Here is an 18,716-nt window from a genome sequence, read left to right as displayed (position 1 = left end):
ACGCGTTGCGCAGCATCAGGCCCATGAGCAGCAGCGAGAGCAAGGCGCTCGAGGCGCTGATCGAGCACAGCCCGAGGTCCATCAGCAGCGCGGCGAGCAGTATGCCCGGCCGCGTGCTCGCATGGGCCCGGCTGACGCGGGTCGCCGCGGCGTACAGGCCGTAGCAGACGACCGCGATCAACGCGCCCATCGCCAGCTTGAAGATCTGGCGGCTGAGCTCTTGCACGAAGCCCGCACCCGCATCGACGTCGTTGCTTTTCAACCAGGACAAGGCGATGCCGACCGCGAGCAGGGCGATCAGGTTGCTCAGGCCGACCATGTTGGCGCTCGAATAGGTCGCCACGCCGCTGGCGTTCGAGTCCGACACCATCGATGAGAAGATGATCGGATTGACGGCGATCATGATGGCGCCGATGAAGGCGGCCTCGCCCCATCCGAGGCCGAACGCGGCCAGGCACAACATGGTCGCCACCCCGCGCAGCACGCTGGCGGCGACCAGGCTGGCGCCCTGGCGCCCGCTGTTCCACAGCCAGTCGAGGTCCATCTTGCGGCCGACCTCGAACAACACCAGCGCCGCTGCCGCGTTGAACAGTTCCTGGAACAGCGCGATCAGGGGCGCGTCGACCAGCCCGAAGCCGCTGGTGCCGAGCGCCAGCCCGGCGATGACGGCGCCGTACAATTTGGGGATGCCGCGCGCGTGCAGCAGCAGGCCGAGGATCTGCGCGAGCATGAGGCCGGCGCCGATGACGGCCAGCGGCGAGAGCAGCAGCGATTGCAGGCTCGACAGTTCGTCATTCATGGTCAGACTCCCAGATGCTCGCCAGAGCGGCCAGCTCGCGTTCGATGGTGCCGATGCTTTTCACCAATGCGGGCGGGGGCGGCTTGCCCGCCGTGGCGGGCGCCTCGACGATGATCCGGGCGCGCACGATCGCGCCGTCGGTCTTGGTGGGGATCCACAGCTGGCCCTTGACGCGCTTGTCTTCGAGCCAGACCGCGGCGTACTTGGCGCCGGCGCCCTGGTCCGCGTCCTTGACCGGCAGGGCGCGGAACGGCATCAGCCAGGTGGCCTTGGGAAACCGGCGCGCCAATTGCAGCTGCATCGCCGCGTGCTGCTCGTGGCGCACCTCGTCGCGCGAGTACGGCAGGTGCAGCTGGGCCTGGCTCAGTCCGGCCGTCTCCATGCGCAGGCATAGGCCGTTGTCCTCCCACCGCCAGCCGTCGGCCAACACTTCGCCGGCGCGGCCGGCGAGGTTTTTTTCCCATGTCTCGCGCAGCGCGCCCATGTGCGGCCCGTCCGGGGCGGGCGCGGCGCCGCGCAACGCCGACGCCGCCTGCGCCAGCAGCTTCCAACGCCCCTCCTGCCACTTGCGCGTGGCCGGCCGCGGCGAGGGAATCCAGGTCCATTCGGTGGCCGTCCAGGTCCCCGCCGGCGCGCGCGCGATGACGGAGATGCGTTGCTGCGCATCCGAGGCGGTGCGCAGGCTCTGGCTGCGCCAGGCCCCGTCCCATGCGCCGATCGACTCGGGCGGCACGGCGAGCTGGCGCGCCTGCTGCCATTGCCACCACCGGGCCTGCTGGCTCAGGCAGCCGGCCGCGACGGCCGGCAGCGCCTCCCATCGGCGCATCTGCAGCCGGTCCTGCCACGCGCATTCGGCCGTTTTGCCTTGCCAGCCCGGCGGCTGCGGCACGCGCGCGCCGGCCGCGCACTGCCTCGAACGTTGCCTGGCGAGCGTGTGCAGGGCGGCCATGACGTCGACCGGGGCCGCGGCCGCGCGGCGTCCCTTCGCGGCGGCCGCGGCGGCCTCGCTTCGGGGCGCGCCGGCCAGCAGGATCAGCGCCGCCAGCAGGCAGATCCACGGCATGGGTTTCCACGGCATGGGTTTATGGGCGCCAAAATTTTCCCTGTTCATCCTTGTTCCTATCCATGGAGTACGCTTGGCCGCGCCGGCTTGCTGCTGGCCGGTCGCGGTGGTAGGCTTGCGCAGTGGGTGAGTGGGGGGATCGGCGCGAACTGCTGGTCCGATCGTGAACCGGGTTTTTCTATCGGCGCTATCCTATCAGTTTTGTTGACTCTGGCAAACCTCGTTCCGGCGCGCCCCGCACGGTTGAATTCGCCAGTTGCCTTGTCAGTTGGGAACGTATATTCTCTACGCAAATTAATTTATGCAATATCCTCCAGCGAAGCCATGCGTCGACGCGGCGCCGGAAATAGTCAAACCAACATGCCAACAATAAGACGGACATATAGCCAGCGGGAGGGCCCTTGAAGGCGCCGGCGGCCACCGCGCCCGGAAGGTTCTGGCGCGCCCGGGGCGGGCCGCGATGAGCGCGGCGACGATCCCGGACGACGTCAAGCGCTTCATTCTGGTCAGCGTGCATTCGGTGCCCTACCTCGAGGCGATGCTCCTGCTGCGCGGCGAGGCCCAGGCGCCATGGAACGGCAAGCGCTTGTCGCAGCGGCTCTACGTCAGCGAGAAAGCCGCCGCCGCCCTGCTCTCGCAGCTGCACGACGCCGGCGTGCTCGTGTCGGCCGATAATTCCCACGACCAGCCCGCGTTTTGCTACAAGCCCGGCTCGGTCGAGTTGCGCGAAATCATCGACAAGTTGGCGGCGACGTACGCGAAACAGCTGGTCGATGTCACCAACATGATCCACTCAACAACCGACAAGAAGGCACAGGCCTTCGCCAACGCCTTTGTCTGGCGCAAGGAATCCTGATATGGCAGCAACCATCTATGCACTGTGCGCACTGACCGCCCTCGCCTGCGCGGTCCTGATATTGCGCAGCTATTTCAAGACGAAATACCGCTTGCTGCTGTGGAGCGGATTGTGTTTCGCGGGACTGTTCATCAACAACGTGCTGCTGATGATGGACCGCCTGGTCTTTCCGGCGGCCGACCTGTCCACATGGCGCCTGCTCGCCGGCCTCGGCGCGCTGCTCCCCTTGCTCTACGGCCTGATTCTGGAGGATGAATGATAGGACTGAACGGCATGCTTTCCGGGGCCATCGCGATGGGATTGATCGTCGTCAGCCTGTTCTTCCTGCGCTATTGGCGCAGCACGCGCGACCGCTTTTTCCTGTACTTCGCGGCATCGTTCGCGCTCGAGGCGCTGACCCGAGTCCTGCTCGGCATCGCGGCGGCCAAGAGCGAGGATGCGCCGCTATACTACCTGATCCGGCTGCTCGCGTATGGCCTGATCCTCATCGCGATTTACGAGAAGAACCGCGGCCGAAAAAACTAGTGTTCAGATGCGACTAGTGTTCAAAGCCGCGCGGGCGGCGCCCCGCGACCAGGGCGGAACGCGCCCAGGGCGGCCCCATGGCTAGGGCGCCAGGTCTTCCCGCTTGGACTTGCTCGCCAACAGCTTCACCAGGTCCTCGTATTTGGGGCCGGCGCCAAGTTGCGGCAAGGCGATCGACAGCCCGACAGCGGCCATCATCAGGTAGGCCAGCACGTTCGACGTGATCAGGCCGGCGAACATGAGCGCCAGGCCGGCGAGCATCGCGACGAGCAGCATCACGTGCCCGATCGAGGCCCCGGACGCCTTACTCTTTGCGGCCTCGATCAACGCCAGTTCCTTGTCAGAAAATTCCATCGCCAGTCTATTTAAAATGTGCCGCGGCGCCTACAGCAGGAAGAAAATGGCGGCCACGATGGTCGGCGGGATCGCGCCGAGCAGCAGGCCGCCGGCGCCGATCGACTCGTCGTTGAAACCGTCCTTGAGCAGCGCCACGCCGGCCGGGTTCGGCGCGTTGGCGATCACGGTCAGGCCGCCGCCGGCGACCGCGCCGGCCACCAGCATGTACTTGGCATGGTCCGACATGCCGGCGATGAGCGAGCCCAGGTAGGTCAGCGCGGCGTTGTCGGTGATCGCCGTCAGGCCCAGCGCGCCGAAGAACAGCGCGGTCGGTTGCAGCGACGAGACGATCGGTTGTAGCCACCACTGCTGCAGGCCGCCGAGCACCACGAGGCCGGCCAGGAAGAATCCGACCAGCAGACCCTGCTTGAGGATGAGCGGGCTCTGGTGGCTCTCGTAGGCTTGCGTGAAGCCCAGGAAGAACAGGAACAATCCCACGAACACCACCGGATGGTGGGCGAACACGACGACGCCGGCCAGGAACGCGAGGTGGATCAGGGTGATGACCAGCGGCACCGGCGGCCTTTTGGACTTGCGGCTCGGGGCCGCGTCCGCCTGGCCGAGGTGCGGGCGCAACAGGAATGTGAGCACCGTCGCGTTGATCACCACCGCGATGGCGGCGCGCCAGCCGAAGGTCGTCAACATGAAGGCACTGTCCCAGTTCCAGGTCGCCGCCACCATCAGCACCGGCGGCGCCGCGTACGAGGTCAGGGTGCCGCCGATCGACACGTTGACGAACAAGACGCCGATGCCGGCGTACTTGAGCCATTCGGGCATGCCCTTGCGGAAGATCTGCGGCGCCAGCATCAGCGCGGCGAGCGTCATCGCGGCCGGCTCGGTGATGAGCGAGCCCAGCAGCGGCACCACGGCCAGCCCCATCCAGGCGAACGCCACCGGGGTCGGCAGCGGCACCACGCGCGCCAGTCCCGACAGCACGCCGGCGACGAATTCGAGCACCGGGCGCGAGGCGGCCACCACCATCACGACGAACACGAACAGCGGCTCGCCGTACTGGCGCGACTCGACATACGTGAGCGCCTCGGCGCCGCTCGAGACGAAGGCCATCGCCACGATCAGGATCAGGGCCCAGAAACCGAAAACGACCTCGACCTCGCCCAACAGGTGGAACAGGCCCGCGTGGCTGGGGTGGCGGTTGGCCAGCTTCTCGAACAATTTCGCGGCGAATGTGTGGATCAGCGCCAGCGCGAAGATGACCGCGCCCACTGCTTGAATCGTGGTGACTTCCATGTAAAAGCTTCCTTCATTTCCGGCGGGGGCCGGAACGGGCGAACCTGCCCGCGGGCCGGTCGCCGCTAGTTAGTGAGTAAGTGAGTGTGGAGAACAACTGCGTCCGCGGGCAGTATAGCAAACACAACGGGCTGGGCGAACCAGGAGCCTGTCGGACTTAGGATCGTCGGCTGCAAAAAGCGCTGGGCGGTCCATATTTCGCCGATTTCTCGGCCAATAGCTCGCTATTGGCACTGCGAAATCGTTAACATCTGTCCTCGTCCAGCATTTTTTTGCCTCGACCGTTTCGCTTCGACTCCCTAAGCCCGACAGGCTGCTAAGAAATGATCCGCACCACGCCCGTGGTGCCGTCGACCTCGACCATTTGTCCATCATGCAGGCGGGTGAGCACGTCGCCGATGCCGACCACGCAGGGCTTGCCGTATTCGCGCGCGACCACGGCGCCGTGCTGCAGCACCCCGCCCACCTCGAGCACCACCGCGACGGCGTTGACGAACAGCGGCGTCCAGCCCGGGTCGGTCGTGAAGGCGACCAGCACGTCGCCCTTTTCGATCGCCTTCTCATGGGCGTTGCGCAAGATCTTGACCCGGCCCGTGGCCCGCCCCGGCGACACGGCGATGCCCACCAGTTCGCCGGGTCGCTCGGGCGGCCGGGGCGCGCGCAGGATCCGGCCGCGCGAGTCGATCACCGCGGGAAAGTTGCGCACGTGGTCCGCGAGCAGCCTGAAGAAACGCATGCGCCCGCCCGCGCGCACGCGCAGGTCGAGCGCGTCGTCCCGCGTGGCGCCGGCAAGGTCGGCCGCGGTCAGCTCGAAGATCTGCTCCGGCCGGTCGAGGCGGCCGCATTGCACCAGCCGGCGGCCCTCGTCCAACAGGCGTGCGCGAAGGGCGCGCTGGTACATGAGGTTGTAGTGCTTGGGCGTGTCGCGCGCGCCGCCGCACAATTCGATCACGGTGTTGACGCGCCGCAGCAGCGGGCGCCGGAACCAGCCGAAGCGCTCCATCAGGGCCACGTACGCCTGCTCGCGCTCGCCCTTGAGGCGCGCATGCATCGCCTCGGGGTCGAAGTCGCCGCCGCCGGTGGCCATGAACGACATCTGGCGCAGGACGATCAGCGGGTCGTCGGCGTAATGGGCGTTCGCCAGGTCCATCTCGCCGGGGCCGCGGCAGCCGAAGCGCGCCATGAACCGGTCCCAGGCGTCGAGGAAGCCGGGCGCCATCTGGCGGCGCCCGATGCGCGCGGCCAACGCGGGCAGGTCGGCGTAGTCGGCCGCGTCGAGCATCCTGGCCATCCGGAAGATCAGGATGCCCATGTCGACCACGACGTTGCCGCCGATCCCGCGCGTGAGCCGCCCGGCCAGTTCCAGCTCCTCCGGGCTGTTTTTGCGCGCGAGCATGCGCGCCGCGCCCTGGGCGAGGATGCCCATGGCCAGGGCCGGCATGGCGACATCGATGATGCTGGCCGTCGACGGCGCGCCATAGCGGCGCTCGAACTCGCCCAGCGGCACGCTGTCGTCGTGCGCGCCCGAATAGAGCGCCTCGTACGCCGCGCACTCGCGCAGGTACAGGCGGTGCGTGCCGTGCGGCGCCAGCAGGTGGCGCAGCGCGCGCCACAACGGCCTGCGCAACCGCCACAGCGCGCGCGGGGCGGCTTTCATGGCGGCCAGGCGCCATGCGGGCCGCGTCGCCGACTTGTACTTCGGGACATCGATCGCGCCGAGGATGTCGGCCATGATCTTGTCGGTCGCCGTGTTGCTCCTGGCCAGTTGTTGCGGGCTGCACATCCAGAGCAGATTGGACAGGTTGATGTACATGCGCGCGCCGCCGAGGTACATCAGGCCATCGGGCCGCGCGAGCTCGAACCCGCCCCCGCCGAAGCAGTGGCGCACCAGTTGCCCGATCCCGCCGCCCATCCAGTCGAGTCCGATCGGCGAGATCGGCGCGTTGACCGTCACCCCTTTCGACAGCGCGATGTCCATGTAGAGGCGGCGGCGCGCCCCCGGTGCGGTCATCATCTCGGGAGGCAACGGCACCCAGGTCGTGATCGGGCGCGCCTGCAGGACGAACAGTTTTCCGCCCGCGTAGGCCCACTCCATGTCGACCGGGTGGCCGTAGAGCGCCTCGAGCCGGCACAGCATGGCCGTCAATTCGGTCAGTTGCGAATCGGACAGGCAGTATTCGTCCGCGCGCGCATCCGCGCGCGTGGCGGTCCCGCCGCCGTCGGCCAGCACCACCGCGAGCTGCTTGGCGCCCAGCTGGCGCGTTTGCACCGCGCCCGTGACCTTGTCGACGATGAAATGGTCGGCCGCGGCCGCGCCGTCGACGACCGACTCGCCAAGGCCCCAGTTGGCATCGATGACCGCCTCGTCATAGTCGTTGCTCAGGGGGTTGATCGAGAACCCGACCCCGGCCACCTCGCTGTCGAGCTGCAACTGGACGATGACGGCGATGCGGGGCTGGTGCGGCGCCACGCCGCGCGCCTGTTTGTACGCCAGCACGCGCGCGTCGAGGGCGGACGCGAAACAGCGCCGGATCGCCCCCTCGAGCTCGCCTGGCGCGACGCCGAGTTCGGTTTCGTAGACGCCGGCGAAGGACGACGCCGCCGTGTCCTCCTCGGGCGACGACGAGCGCACCGCGTAGCGCTGCCCGGTCACGGACATCAGTGTTTGCGCGTGAATGGCCGACAGCGCCTGCCGCTGCGCTCCGGTCAGCGGCAGGGCGAGCGCCTCGGCCTTGAGCGCCGCGCAAAGCGCCGGCCATTGCGCCGGCGCGCCGGCCGCCAGCGCCCGCCAACCGGGAAGCAGCGCCAGCGCGTCGAACCAGGGCGCGAAGAATCCGGTCCCAAGCACGAGCGCGGGCGGCACCGGCAGCCCGGCGGCGGCCATCCGCTGGAGCGAGTGGGCCTTACCGCCGATCTCGCCGACGGGCGCTGGGGCCAGGTTCGGAATGAAGACGAAGTGTTCGGACGCAGGTTTCAAGCAAACTCCATGTCAATGCCGTGTTGGCGATAGAATATGTCTGGGTTGCATTGTAACCAAGCAAAACCGCTCGGCAAAAACGCACCTCACAAGCTAGGAGTCTGTCCTAGTATCCGCTCATCGGCCGGCCAGAACGAACCGGCGGGGGGCGGGTCCAACTGGTTCGATCATCCGAGGAGAAGCCGCGTGAACGCGTTGACTGGAAAAAAAGGGCTGGTGGTGGGCATCGCCAACGCCGACAGCATTGCGTTCGGCTGCGCCAAGGCCTTCGCGGCGGCGGGGGCCGAGCTCGCCGTCACCTACCTCAACGACAAGGCCGAGCCGCACGTGCGCCCGCTGGCTGAAATGTTGGGCAGCACCATCATCGCGCCGTGCGACCTGCGCGAGCCGGGCCAGTTGGAGGCCGTGTTCGGCCAGATCGCCGACCAATGGGGCGGCCTCGATTTCCTGCTCCATTCGGTCGCGTACGCGCCGCGCGAGGACCTGCGGCGGCGCCTTGTCGATAGTTCCGCCGACGGTTTCGCGATGGCGATGGACGTCTCGTGCCACTCGTTCATCCGCATGGCCAAATTGGCCGAGCCCCTGATGGCCCAGGGCGGCACGCTGCTGACCGTGACCTTCTACGGCGCCGAAAAGGTGGTCGAGCACTACAACCTGATGGGCCCGGTCAAGGCGGCGCTCGAGAGCAGTGTGCGCTATATGGCCGCCGAACTGGGGCCGCGCGGCATCCGCGTGCACGCGCTCTCGCCCGGCCCGCTCAAGACGCGCGCCGCGTCCGGGCTGGACCGGTTCGACGAATTGCTCGACCGCGCGCGGGAGCGCGCGCCCAAGCATGCGCTCGCCACCATCGACGACGTCGGCAACGTGGCGGCGTTCCTCACCAGCGACGCGGCGCGCATGCTGACCGGCAATGTCGAGTATATCGACGGCGGCTACCACATCATGGGGTAGGCCGCGCCCGCCTCAAGTCCCGCTTGCCCGCGCCCCGGGCGGCCAACAGGCAGCTACTCCGTCCATATTTTCAAGCGCTCGATCTGCCTGTTCTTGCCGAAGGAAACATTCGCGGCCACCGTTTCGTGCTTGAACTTGTAGCGGTAGCGGTAATGGCGCAGTTCGCCGTCGGTGGTATGTTCGAGCAATTCGGCGCCGAGCAATGGCCCCCATTCGCGCACCTCCTTGCCAAAGCTGCGGATCGTCCCCACGGTGTAGATCGCCTTCATCGATTCGGAAAGTCCGGCGGGAACCTCGCCGTTGACGAAGGCGTCGATGATGCCGCGAACGCGCGCGGCGGCGGCCGGGTCGTTGTCCCTGATCGGCTTGGCGGGCACAACGGCGAGCGCCGGAATGTAGTGCGCGGCGATCAGCTCGCCGAACTTGTTCGGCTTGGCATGGCTCGAGTTGGCCAGCACGATCACCGTCAGGCGGTCGTCGACGTAGCGGTTGATCTGGGTCTTGAAGCCCTGCCAGGCGCCGCTGTGGGAGATCCTGCGATGGCCGTTGACCGGCCCGACGAACCAGCCGTATCCATACGGGGTGGACTTGCCGTCGTTTAATTTGGCGGGCGTCCAACTGGCCTCGCGCGCGCGTGCGCTTAAAATTTTGTCGCCGTAGAGGGCCCGGTCCCAACGCCCCAGGTCGCGCGCCGTCACATGGACCGTGCCGTCCGCGGTCGTGTTCAGGCGCGGCGCGACCCAGTCCTGGTTTTTGAGCTTGCCGTCGCGCCAGTCGTAGCCGGCCGCGCGGTGCGGCACGATGTCGGACTCGCTGACGATGCGCGCGCCCATGCCGAGCGGCTCGAAGATTCGTTCGCGTAACTGCTCGCCATAGAACTTGCCCCCTGCCCTGGTGCAGATGAAGCCGAGCAGGTGGTAGCCCATATTGCTGTATACCCATTTCTCGCCCGGCGCGAAGAGCATCGGGATCGTCGCTTCGAGCGCGATCAATTCCTCGTCGGTGTAATCCTTGCGCAGGTCGAGCTTTTGATACGGGTCGCCCAGGCCCGATGTGTGCGTGAGCAGATGCCGGATCGTGATCGCCTCCCACGCCTTGGGCGTGTTCGCGAGGTGTTTGGAGACCTTGTCGTCGAGACCGAGCTTGCCGTCTTCGGCCAACAACATGACCAGCGCGGCGGTGAAGGTTTTCCCGATCGACGCCGACTGGAACACCGTCTGCGGCCCAACCGGCACATTGTGTTCGACGTTGGCCAGGCCATAACCCTTTTCGCGGATGACCTTGCCATCCTTGATCACGAGGATGCCCACGCCGGGGACGTGGCGGCGCGCCATCTCCGCCTTGATGGCGTCGTCGAGTCGATCGGCGTTGGCGGGTCCGGCGGCGAGCAGCAAGGCGCCCAGCGATAAAACGGGAAGACGCATCAGGGATTCCTTAATCACAACATATGATTGTAAAAAAGAATCTTAGCATGTGCGTCGCCTGGCGCGAGCGCCGGCAACCGTTGCCGACCGGCCCCGGGAGTTGGGGCACGCCCCCGTGTCTAATGCCGGATCGGATCGATTTTCGAGTACGGCCTTGCCGGCGCCGGTGCGCGCGCGGCGCGGCGCATGGTCCGGCTCGATGGTGGTTTCCGATCCGGCTATCTTAGCCGCAAGGGGTTCACACACCGTTGGCAGCTTGTAATCAGGGCGTTGTCAGGAACCAATTTGTGACGTCCGACCGCTTGATGGCTTAGGTTGTAAGATCGGCCTGACCAACGTCCACTTCGGAGAACCACCATGCCTTCCACCGAACATGTCGGAAGCCACGGCAAGCGCCTGCGCTATAACATTTCCTATGACGACGACGAGTATTTTATCGAACGGGACGGTGTGATGAAAAAATCGGTGCCCGATGCGATCGTGGCCGGCGTCGCCCCGTCCGAGGCGAGCGCGGAACTCATGCTGCGCATGGCGATCGTCGATATCGAAGCGCTGCTCGGCATGGAAGAGTAGCCGCGTTCACCTCACGCGCCGCCCGGTCCCGGGTCCAGGGAGCGCCATCACGCGCGCATAGACGTCGCCCAGATCGGGCTCTGCCGACGCAAAGCCTGCGCCCGGCACCGCCTCGCTCAAGACGCGCACGGCGACGCCGTCGCCCGATGGCTTGGTCGACAACACGGCATGCCATCGCGCAACGGCGGACAGCGCTTCCGGCGCCAGGGTGCCGGCCCAGACACGCCCGCGCAGTTCGGCGATTGCGCGCCCCGTCTCGGCCTCGAGCGGGATCTCCCCGCGGTCGATTATGGCCATTTTTGGGCACAGGCGGCTGACGTCTTCCACCACGCGGGTGGCGAGGATGACGATGCTGTCCTCGGCCAGCGCGCCCAACAGGCTCAAAAAACAAGCGCGCTCGGACGGGTCGAGGCCGGCGGTGGGTTCGTCGGCGATCACGAGCTTTGGGTTGCCCAGCAAGGCCACCGCGAGGCCGAAGCGCCGGCGCATGCCGGGCGGGCACCGGCCGAGCTCCTGCTTGCGCGCCTCCCACAGCCGGGTCCGCCGCAACAGCGCCTCCACGACCGCTGCGCGCCCGCCACGGCGTTGCGAAAACCCCTTCAGCATGGCGAGGTAGTCGAGCAACTTCTCCGCGCTCAACTGTGGATAGGCCCCGCACTCTTGCGGCAGGTAGGCGATCGAGCGGCGAATTTCTTCGTTCCGGCCCAACAGGTCGGTCGGGCCAAGCTGGACGCTGCCGGCGGCGGGCGCCCGCAGCGTGGCGAGGATGCGCATCAGGGTCGACTTGCCGGCCCCTTTGGGGCCGAGCAGACCGTAGATTCCCTTCGGAATGGTGATGGATACCTTCTCCAGCGTGGGCACGCCGTCGGCATCGGGCTGGCAGACCCCGCGAATGTGCAACTCCATGGCCTTACCTCACTGAGCAGTCGGGTAGCGAGGATCGCACGCGAATATGAAGCGGACATGCGCCCCGTGTGAAGCCGGGGTGAAAGTTCGCGGTCGACATGACGGCCAACCTCCAACTCAGCAACCTGCAATTCCCCCTGCTGACCGGACTTGTCTTCACCACCTTCGACACGCTGGTCGGCCTTAGCGCCGGCCCCGGGGGGCGTATTGACGGGGCTTGGCGCTAGATTAAGCAAATGCGATAAATGGCGAGTGGGGATATAGTGGTGCATCGCGACAATTAACAACGTCGGGTTTCGACCTGCCGATCGGGATCGTCCATTGAATGCCTTCTTGCCCCCCCGCCTGCTTTTGCTCAGCGCACTGTGCCTGCTTGCGCCGGCCGCGTTGGGCGGCGACATCCTGACCTTTTGCTACAACAAGGACACCAGCTACCCGTGGATCACGCATGACAGGCCCGGGCTGGCGTTGCGCCTTGTTACGCTCGCGTCCGAGAAATTGGACCGGCGCGTGATTTTGACGGGCATGCCGTGGCAACGCTGCCTCACCGAGGTCAAGGCCGGACGCTTCCGCGGCGCGCTCGCCGCCAGCTTCAAACCCGAGCGGCTTGAGTTTGGCCGCTATCCGGTCGATGCGCAGGGCAGGCCCGATCGAAGCAAGCGCTTGTTCAACGAGCAGTACGTGCTGGTGCGCTTCAAGGGCAGCGGGGTGTTTTGGGACGGCAAGACCGTGCAACCGGCGGGCGCGAGGATAGCAACGAGTTTCCAGGTTTCCATCGCGGAGACGCTGCGCGCGCTCGGCATCAGGGTCGACGACGGCAGCAAGGGCAGCGACGCGACCTTGCGCAAACTGCTGCTGAACCGTTCCGACGCGGCCGTCATCCTGCAAAGCGGCGCCCTGTTCGAGTTCGACCGCAATCCGGAATACGCCGAAAAACTTAAAATGGTGCTGCCGCCGATCGAGGATAAGAGCTACTACATCCTGCTCGGGCACGCGGTCGAGCCCGAGCTTGCGCAGCGGATCTGGGATGCCGTCGAACACGCGCGCGAATCGCCCGCCTACGCGGCCCAGAAGAAAGCCTTCTTTTCGGGAAAATGAGGCTGGACGTCCCGCGCGGCGGGCCTCGTTGAGGGTCTTGTTTAGGGTCTTGTTTAGGGTCTTTTTTGACTACGCTACGGGCGCAGGCGTATGCCCTCGACGCCCCACCGTCCGCATTGGAACACCGGTGCGGCGAGCCCGGCGACGGGCGCGATCGTGATGATGTCGCAATTGGATGGATTGGCGAGCATTTCAAACTGCTCGACCGTGAGATGCAGGAAGCGCGTGACAAAACACCGGATCGTCATGCCATGCGTGACGATCAAGGCGCCCGCGGCGTCGCGGCGTCGCGCCTGCCGCATCAGGCTTTCAAGGAAGGCGGACGTGCGGTCGTAGCAGTCGGCGGGACTCTCCCCGCCTGAATGGCGGTAGTAAAACCAGCCGTGGATCTTGCGCGCCTCGTGCTGGGACGCCTCGTCGAGGTAGCCGCGCTCGACTTCGCGCAGGCGCGGATCCTCGTACACCCTGGTCTGGCCGGCCGCGTCGACGGCGCGCAGGATCTCGGCCGTCGTTTGCCGGGTTCGCATGTACGGGGAGCAATATACCAATGATGTCGCGATGAACTCGCGGCCGATGGTGCGCCCGGCGGCGCCCGCTTGCGCCACCCCGGCCGGGCTTAGCGCGATGCCGGAGTCGCCCACTTCGTGCGCCCTGAGCGCGCCTGTGTTGGACAGCGATTGGCCATGGCGTACAAGTTTGATTTGCATTCCGCCTCCCACGCGCGCTACTGGATATTGACAGTCGACCAATCGAACGCCTGCTTGCGCGCGCCGCGCGAATCGGGCAGGCGCGCGCCCGGCATCAGCGGCGAGGGCAAGGACGACAGGCGAAACAGGCGTTCGCCGTCGCATTCGAGGGCGGCGCTGTCGTTGGTGAGCGTTTCGGCCAATTCGCGCCACAGCAGGTAAACCCCGCGCGCCCAGTGGTAGTAGGTGAGGGCCGAAGCGGCGTTTTCGCGCTTATTGGCATCCTCGACGAGAACACGAATGCGTTTTTCGGATCTCAGCGTCAAGCCTTCGTAAGTGACTACAACACGCACGGACATACTCGCTCCAAAATGATTGCGGCGCTTCGCGGCGCACTGCCGATGTTTGGTGATTTTACCCTCGCACGCCACCATGAAGGCGGCCCGCGCCGTCGCCGCGTTGCGGCGCGCCCTTCATCATATGTCAATAAAGATGGCCTTGAGGCAATGAAAGATTTGATTTTGCGCAAACAGTGTGTGAATTTTTCTGCTGTCTATATTGGATGCGACCGAACGTGCGCGTGACGGCAGCCGTGACGGCAGCCCGGCGCCTCGCCTCGCCATCTGGCCCCATCTACCCTCGACCAGCCTCAACCAGCCTCAAACAGTCTCAACCGGCCTCCATTACCCTTCGAGGACCACCCGCGGCAGCGCCACCCTCGGGCGCGCTATTTTTTCGGCCGGCGCGATCACCTCGGCAGTGCCGGCCACGACCATGTCGGCATTTTGGTTGACGACGCTGCAATCGAGGACGACCCGGCGGCTGACCGGGTGCATCTGCAGGATCTTGACGGTGACGGTGACGGTGTCGCCTAGCCCGACGGGGCGCAGGAAGCGCAGCGACTGGGCAAGGTAGATCGTGCCCGGGCCCGGCAGCATGGTGCCCAGCACGGTCGAGATCAGCGCGCCGGTCCACATGCCGTGCGCGATGACCCCGTGGAACCTGCCGCAGCGCGCGTACTCCTCGTCGACATGGGCCGGATTGAGGTCGCCCGACATGACCGCGAACAGCGTGATGTCGCGCTGGCCGAGGGTGCGCTCCAGGTGCGCGCTGTCGCCGATGTTCAGTTCGCCATACGGGCGGTTTAGGATGATCGCCATGAATTGGCCCGCTACTTGGATCGGCCCGTTGCTTGGATCGGCCCGTTGCTTGGATCGGCCCGCTACTTGGCCAGGTTTTTCTCGAGCTCCCGGAGCATCTTGAGGTGGGAGGCGACCATTTTTTCGGCGCGCCCGGCCAGCGCCTTGAGCTTGCGGTCGGATTCGGCGCCCGCGTAGTGCTGGAACACCTTCAGGCTCTTCTCGTGGTCGCGCAGATTGGTCTCGACGAAGCGGCGCTCGAACTCGCGCCCGGACAGGCGTTGCATCTTGGCCGCGCCGCTGTGGCTGGGGTCTTGCGGCGCCGGGATCGCGAGGTTCCGCTCCTTCGCCAGTTGCTCCATTTCCTGGCCGAGCTTGCCGTGCTCGTCGATCATGCTCTGGGCCAGCACGCGCAAGGCCTCGTTGCCCGATTTTTTGAGCGCCGCCAGGGACAGTTCGATTTGGGCCATCGAGTCCTCCATCGCCTAGGTCAGGAACTCGTTGGCGCCGCTGGCGCGCGGGGCGTCGTCCGGGCCCCCCCGCCCTGCCGCGGCCCGGCGCCCTCGGCGTGGTCCACGGACGGCCCCTTGAACGCCTCGCTCACCTGCGCCGGCGTCTGGAAGTCTTCGTCGGGCAATTGCTCAAGCGAGGCGCAGACGCTTTCGTCGGCGCCGAGGTTTTTGGCGTTCTCGATCAGCTCGGCCTTGCTGGCGGGGTAGTCGACGCCCTTGAGGTATTTCTGGATTTGGATCGGGTTTGCGTGCGCCATGGCGCCCTCCTCTATCAATCAGGTAAGAACAATAACAAGGGTTGGACCTGCAATCGGCCCGGGGGTTGCGCGCCGCGCGCGCGGATATTTTTTCTCTATTGCATGCACGTGCCTTGGCGATCCCGACCTCGCCGCGCACGCAGGCGCGGCCAGGCTTGCCGCGCGCGCTTGGCGGGCCCCGGTCAGACGCCGTCAAAAGAGGCCCCGTTTAACCCTCGGCTAAGTCTGGCGCGCTACGCTTGTTAAACACCAGCAATAGCCACCAGCCGACAAGAGACCATCCATGCCTATTCCGAGCGCGCCGCCGCACCCTCCCCGCCGCTTGCGGCGCGCCACGCGCGGCCTGCTGCGGCTGGCCGCGGCCGCCGGTTTGCTCGCGCCGGCGCCGTGGGCCGGCGCGGCCGAGGCCTATCCCAAGCCGATCCAGCGCGCGCTCGAGCGCGGCGCCACGGTCGTCAAGAAATTCCCGGCCGCGTCCGGCCTGACCGGCTGGGTCCTCAGTTCGCAGGGCCGCCATTCGCTGGCCTATTCGACCGCCGACAACAAGACCCTGCTGGTCGGCGACCTGATAGGCGGAGACGGCGTGGTCCTGACGGCCGGCTACGCCGAGCGCCACCTGCCCAAGCCCGACCACCGGGCCCGGTTCGACGAGCTCGGCAAGTCGGCCTACGTGGCCGAGGGCACGCTGGCCAATCCCAAGAGCGTGGTCTACGCCGTCATCGATCCGAACTGCACCTTTTGCCACCTGTTGTGGAAGGCCTTCCAGCCCTACCAGAAAATCGGCCTGCAGGTGCGCTGGGTGCTGGTCGCCACGCTGGGTCCGACCAGCATGCCCAAGGCGATCGGCGTGCTGGGCGACGCCGATCCGCGCGCGGCGCTGTTGCGCCTCGAGCGCGACATGGGCAAGCCGTTCACCGCGTCGGCGCGCACGAGCGCGCGGGCCAACCCCGCGGTGGCCGCCAGCGTCGACGCCAACGGCGCCCTGCTGCAGCGCATGGGCCTGGCGGGCACGCCGGTCACGATCTGAAAGGACAAGCGGGGCAAGGTCGTGGTCAAGAGCGGCATGCTGGACCTGCCCGAAATCGCCGCGCTGACCAACCTGCCGCTGCAGCCGGACGACGACCCCGACCTGGCCCGCTTCGCGCGCTAGGAGGATGTCGGACCGAGGGAGTCGAAGCGGAAAAAGTGTCGGGCGAGGACGGATTGTGACGATTTCGCGGCGCCAATGGCGAGCTATTGGCCGCGAAAGCGGCGCAATCTGCGCCGTCCGGCGCTTTTTGCAACCGACCATCCCAAGTTCGATTGGCTCTCTGGCCCGGCCGCCGGCGCCCCGATTTTTTGCCGTCTCGCGTGCACCGTTGGCGCTTGTATTGCGCTACAATTTACTTGCACGCAATACAAGATACTTGCGACCGACTAATGAATGGGCACGGGAAGGCTGTGATTTCTATGATGCTCTCTTGCGCGAACAGGCAGTTGTTGCGCCGCGCCGCCGTGCTGGCCGCGCTGCTGTGCGCCAATGCCGGCGCCGCCCCGACCACGGTCGTCTTCCCGCGGCCCGAGGGCAGCAGCGCCGACCTGCGCGGCGTCTACGCCGAGCAACTGCTGGCGGCGGCGCTGGCCTACTCGGGCGGCAAATACCAGACCAGGCCGTCGCGCCTGCCAATGCAGCAAAGCCGGGCCGTCTCGGAGCTGGCGCGCGGGGCCATCATCGACGTGCTCTGGACCATGACCACGCGCGAGCGCGAACAACAAATGCTGCCGATCCGCATCCCCATCGACAAGGGCCTGATCGGCTGGCGCCTGCTGCTCGTGCGCGACGCCGACCAGGCCAAATTCGGCGCCATCACCGGCAACGCCGAACTCAAGGCGCTGACGGCGGTGCAGGGGCGCGACTGGCCCGACCGCGCGATCCTCGAGGCCAACGGCTACCAGGTGTACGGCAGCTCGAGCTACGAATCGTCGTTTTCGATGCTGATCGGCGGGCGCATCGACTACTTCCCGCGCTCGGTGCGCGAGGTCTGGGGCGAGATCGCGCGCTTCGGTGCGCGCGGGCTGTCGGTGGCGCCCGGGGTCGGCCTGCACTACCCGGCCGCGATGTATTTTTTTGTCAATCAGGGCAACAAGGAGCTCGGGCGCGACCTCGAGGCTGGCCTTGAAAAAATGCTCGCCGACGGCGCGTTCGACCGCCTGTTCTACAAGTTCCACGACGAGGCCCTGAGAAAATCGGATTTCAAATCGCGCCGCATCTTCGAGCTGGGCAACCCGGTGCTGCCGGAGCGGACCCCGCTCGCGCGCAAACAATTGTGGCTGTTCGAATGAGGCTGCGCGCCTGGTGCGCGGCGGCGGTGTTGCTGTTGCACGCGGGCGCGGCGGCGCCGGCGGCGGTGGCGGCGGCGCCGGCCCGGGTCGCCTATCCCATCGAGGGCAGCGCGGGCGACGTGCGCGGCGAATATCCCGAACAACTCCTGCGGCGGGCGCTCGCCTACTCGGGCGCCAAGTACGCCGCGCGCCCGGCGCGCATGCCGATGCAGCAGCGCCGCGCCCTGTTGGAGCTCGAGCACGGCGGCGCCATCGACGTGGTCTGGACCATGACGTCGCGCGAGCGCGAACAGAAGCTGCTGCCGATCCGCATCCCCATCGACAAGGGCCTGATCGGCTGGCGCCTGCTGCTGATCCGCGACGCCGACCTTGCCCGCTTCGAATCGCACCGCGACGGCGCCGCGCTCAAACGCCTGCTCGCGGTGCAGGTCCGGGACTGGCCCGACCTCGCCATCCTGCGGGCCAACGGCTTCCAGGCCTACGGCAGCGCGAGCTACGACTCGACTTTTCCGATGCTGCTCAGCGGCCGGGTCGACTACTTCCCGCGCTCGATCGGGGAGGTCTGGCGCGAGGCCGCCCGGTTCGAGGGCGAGGGCCTGTCGGTGGCGCCGTCGGTGGTGCTCCATTATCCGAGCGCGATCTATTTCTTCGTCCACAAGGACAACCACGCGCTCGCGCGCGACGTCGAGCGCGGACTCGAGGCGATGCTCGCCGACGGCGCGTTCGACCGCCTGTTCAAGCAGTTCCACGACGCCGAGCTCGCGCGCTCGGCGCTGCGCTCGCGCCGGGTCGTCGAGCTCGACAACCCGCTGCTGCCCGAGCAAACCCCGCTCACGCGCAAGAAACTGTGGCTGCTCGATTGAGCCGCGCGGCGCGCCCGGCCCGCGCCGGCGGTGCGCGCGAGCAACTTTCGAGTGCGTTTCGACCACGCTCGGCTATACTTGCCCACTGCATTCAAACAACGAACAACGACGTGTAAGGTAG

22 protein-coding genes are annotated in these 18,716 nt (G+C 66.7%); 10 read left to right on the top strand and 12 right to left on the bottom strand.

Annotation, left to right across the window (positions count from 1 at the left end; all coding sequences use genetic code 11):
- The coding region (locus tag C7C56_RS27030) for a cation:proton antiporter domain-containing protein (RefSeq protein ID WP_106760433.1) at positions 1-799 on the bottom strand (799 nt) is incomplete at its 3' end.
- Positions 792-1,862 (bottom strand): hypothetical protein, encoded by a 1,071-nt coding sequence (locus C7C56_RS27025; RefSeq protein WP_106760432.1) that lies wholly within the window; start codon positions 1,860-1,862, stop codon positions 792-794. The genes C7C56_RS27025 and C7C56_RS27030, both read right to left, overlap by 8 nt.
- Positions 1,863-2,322: 460 nt before the next feature.
- On the opposite strand from C7C56_RS27025, the gene C7C56_RS27020 reads away from it, so the two are divergent.
- From C7C56_RS27020 to C7C56_RS27010, 3 genes are read left to right on the top strand one after another with little or no spacing between them, the layout of a single operon-like run.
- The gene (locus C7C56_RS27020) at positions 2,323-2,718 is read left to right on the top strand and encodes a hypothetical protein (RefSeq protein WP_106760431.1); all 396 of its coding nucleotides are present in this window, start codon (positions 2,323-2,325) and stop codon (positions 2,716-2,718) included.
- A 1-nt stretch (position 2,719) separates the two neighbouring features.
- Entirely contained in the window at positions 2,720-2,977 is a 258-nt protein-coding gene (locus C7C56_RS27015; protein WP_106760430.1) for a DUF5985 family protein, read from the top strand.
- Positions 2,974-3,243 (top strand): DUF5985 family protein, encoded by a 270-nt coding sequence (locus tag C7C56_RS27010; protein WP_229459030.1) that lies wholly within the window; start codon positions 2,974-2,976, stop codon positions 3,241-3,243. Before C7C56_RS27015 ends, C7C56_RS27010 begins: the two co-directional genes overlap by 4 nt.
- An 81-nt stretch (positions 3,244-3,324) precedes the next feature.
- Here the strand turns inward: C7C56_RS27010 and C7C56_RS27005 are convergent, their stop codons facing one another.
- The 3 genes from C7C56_RS27005 to C7C56_RS26995 all read right to left on the bottom strand — a co-directional run bounded on the left by C7C56_RS27005 (position 3,325) and on the right by C7C56_RS26995 (position 7,864).
- Positions 3,325-3,597, bottom strand: a complete 273-nt coding sequence (locus C7C56_RS27005; protein WP_106760428.1) for a hypothetical protein — start codon at positions 3,595-3,597, stop codon at positions 3,325-3,327.
- Between the two features lie 30 nt (positions 3,598-3,627).
- Positions 3,628-4,887 (bottom strand): putative Na+/H+ antiporter, encoded by a 1,260-nt coding sequence (locus tag C7C56_RS27000; protein WP_106760427.1) that lies wholly within the window; start codon positions 4,885-4,887, stop codon positions 3,628-3,630.
- 316 nt (positions 4,888-5,203) lie between these two features.
- A complete protein-coding gene (locus C7C56_RS26995) occupies positions 5,204-7,864 on the bottom strand; it encodes a PEP/pyruvate-binding domain-containing protein (RefSeq protein ID WP_106760426.1) in 2,661 nt (886 codons plus the stop codon).
- Between the two features lie 186 nt (positions 7,865-8,050).
- Here C7C56_RS26995 and fabI point away from each other — a divergent pair, with 186 nt between their 5' ends.
- Positions 8,051-8,815, top strand: a complete 765-nt coding sequence (fabI, locus tag C7C56_RS26990; RefSeq protein WP_229459029.1) for an enoyl-ACP reductase FabI — start codon at positions 8,051-8,053, stop codon at positions 8,813-8,815.
- 53 nt (positions 8,816-8,868) lie between these two features.
- Here fabI and C7C56_RS26985 read toward each other — a convergent pair whose 3' ends face one another.
- Positions 8,869-10,239: a serine hydrolase domain-containing protein gene (locus tag C7C56_RS26985; protein WP_106760424.1), complete on the bottom strand. Its 1,371-nt coding sequence runs from the start codon at positions 10,237-10,239 to the stop codon at positions 8,869-8,871.
- A gap of 357 nt (positions 10,240-10,596) precedes the next feature.
- On the opposite strand from C7C56_RS26985, the gene C7C56_RS26980 reads away from it, so the two are divergent.
- A complete protein-coding gene (locus tag C7C56_RS26980; RefSeq protein WP_106760423.1) occupies positions 10,597-10,812 on the top strand; it encodes a hypothetical protein in 216 nt (71 codons plus the stop codon).
- A gap of 6 nt (positions 10,813-10,818) precedes the next feature.
- On the opposite strand, the gene C7C56_RS26975 is transcribed toward C7C56_RS26980, so the two are convergent.
- Positions 10,819-11,718, bottom strand: a complete 900-nt coding sequence (locus tag C7C56_RS26975) for an ATP-binding cassette domain-containing protein (protein WP_106760422.1) — start codon at positions 11,716-11,718, stop codon at positions 10,819-10,821.
- Positions 11,719-12,051: 333 nt separating this feature from the next.
- Here C7C56_RS26975 and C7C56_RS26970 point away from each other — a divergent pair, with 333 nt between their 5' ends.
- On the top strand, positions 12,052-12,816 hold the full coding sequence (locus C7C56_RS26970) for a substrate-binding periplasmic protein (RefSeq protein ID WP_146204663.1): 765 nt from the start codon (positions 12,052-12,054) through the stop codon (positions 12,814-12,816).
- A 74-nt stretch (positions 12,817-12,890) separates the two neighbouring features.
- Here the strand turns inward: C7C56_RS26970 and C7C56_RS26965 are convergent, their stop codons facing one another.
- Complete coding sequence (locus C7C56_RS26965; protein ID WP_181373385.1) at positions 12,891-13,523, bottom strand: histidine phosphatase family protein; 633 nt, start codon at positions 13,521-13,523, stop codon at positions 12,891-12,893.
- A 17-nt stretch (positions 13,524-13,540) separates the two neighbouring features.
- Positions 13,541-13,861: a hypothetical protein gene (locus C7C56_RS29225; protein WP_181373384.1), complete on the bottom strand. Its 321-nt coding sequence runs from the start codon at positions 13,859-13,861 to the stop codon at positions 13,541-13,543.
- A gap of 12 nt (positions 13,862-13,873) precedes the next feature.
- On the opposite strand from C7C56_RS29225, the gene C7C56_RS29220 reads away from it, so the two are divergent.
- Entirely contained in the window at positions 13,874-14,086 is a 213-nt protein-coding gene (locus C7C56_RS29220; RefSeq protein WP_181373383.1) for a hypothetical protein, read from the top strand.
- Between the two features lie 99 nt (positions 14,087-14,185).
- On the opposite strand, the gene C7C56_RS26960 is transcribed toward C7C56_RS29220, so the two are convergent.
- From C7C56_RS26960 to C7C56_RS30585, 3 genes are all read right to left on the bottom strand, one after another.
- Positions 14,186-14,662 (bottom strand): MaoC/PaaZ C-terminal domain-containing protein, encoded by a 477-nt coding sequence (locus C7C56_RS26960; protein ID WP_106760419.1) that lies wholly within the window; start codon positions 14,660-14,662, stop codon positions 14,186-14,188.
- Positions 14,663-14,724: 62 nt separating this feature from the next.
- A complete protein-coding gene (locus C7C56_RS26955) occupies positions 14,725-15,111 on the bottom strand; it encodes a DUF4142 domain-containing protein (protein ID WP_181373382.1) in 387 nt (128 codons plus the stop codon).
- A 20-nt stretch (positions 15,112-15,131) separates the two neighbouring features.
- Positions 15,132-15,410: a DUF2795 domain-containing protein gene (locus C7C56_RS30585; protein ID WP_106760417.1), complete on the bottom strand. Its 279-nt coding sequence runs from the start codon at positions 15,408-15,410 to the stop codon at positions 15,132-15,134.
- A 283-nt stretch (positions 15,411-15,693) separates the two neighbouring features.
- Here C7C56_RS30585 and dsbG point away from each other — a divergent pair, with 283 nt between their 5' ends.
- From dsbG to C7C56_RS26935, 3 genes are all read left to right on the top strand, one after another.
- Positions 15,694-16,437: a thiol:disulfide interchange protein DsbG gene (gene dsbG / locus C7C56_RS26945; RefSeq protein ID WP_106760416.1), complete on the top strand. Its 744-nt coding sequence runs from the start codon at positions 15,694-15,696 to the stop codon at positions 16,435-16,437.
- Positions 16,438-16,859: 422 nt separating this feature from the next.
- A complete protein-coding gene (locus C7C56_RS26940; RefSeq protein ID WP_146204662.1) occupies positions 16,860-17,732 on the top strand; it encodes a transporter substrate-binding domain-containing protein in 873 nt (290 codons plus the stop codon).
- Positions 17,729-18,595 carry a substrate-binding periplasmic protein gene (locus C7C56_RS26935; protein ID WP_229459028.1) on the top strand — a complete coding sequence of 289 codons (867 nt, stop codon included), beginning with the start codon at positions 17,729-17,731 and terminating at the stop codon, positions 18,593-18,595. Before C7C56_RS26940 ends, C7C56_RS26935 begins: the two co-directional genes overlap by 4 nt.
- Positions 18,596-18,716: the final 121 nt, after the last annotated feature.

This window comes from Massilia glaciei (assembly GCF_003011895.2).
Taxonomy (GTDB): Bacteria; Pseudomonadota; Gammaproteobacteria; order Burkholderiales; family Burkholderiaceae_D; genus Telluria_A; species Telluria_A glaciei.
This window is presented reverse-complemented; position numbering and strand designations above follow the sequence as displayed.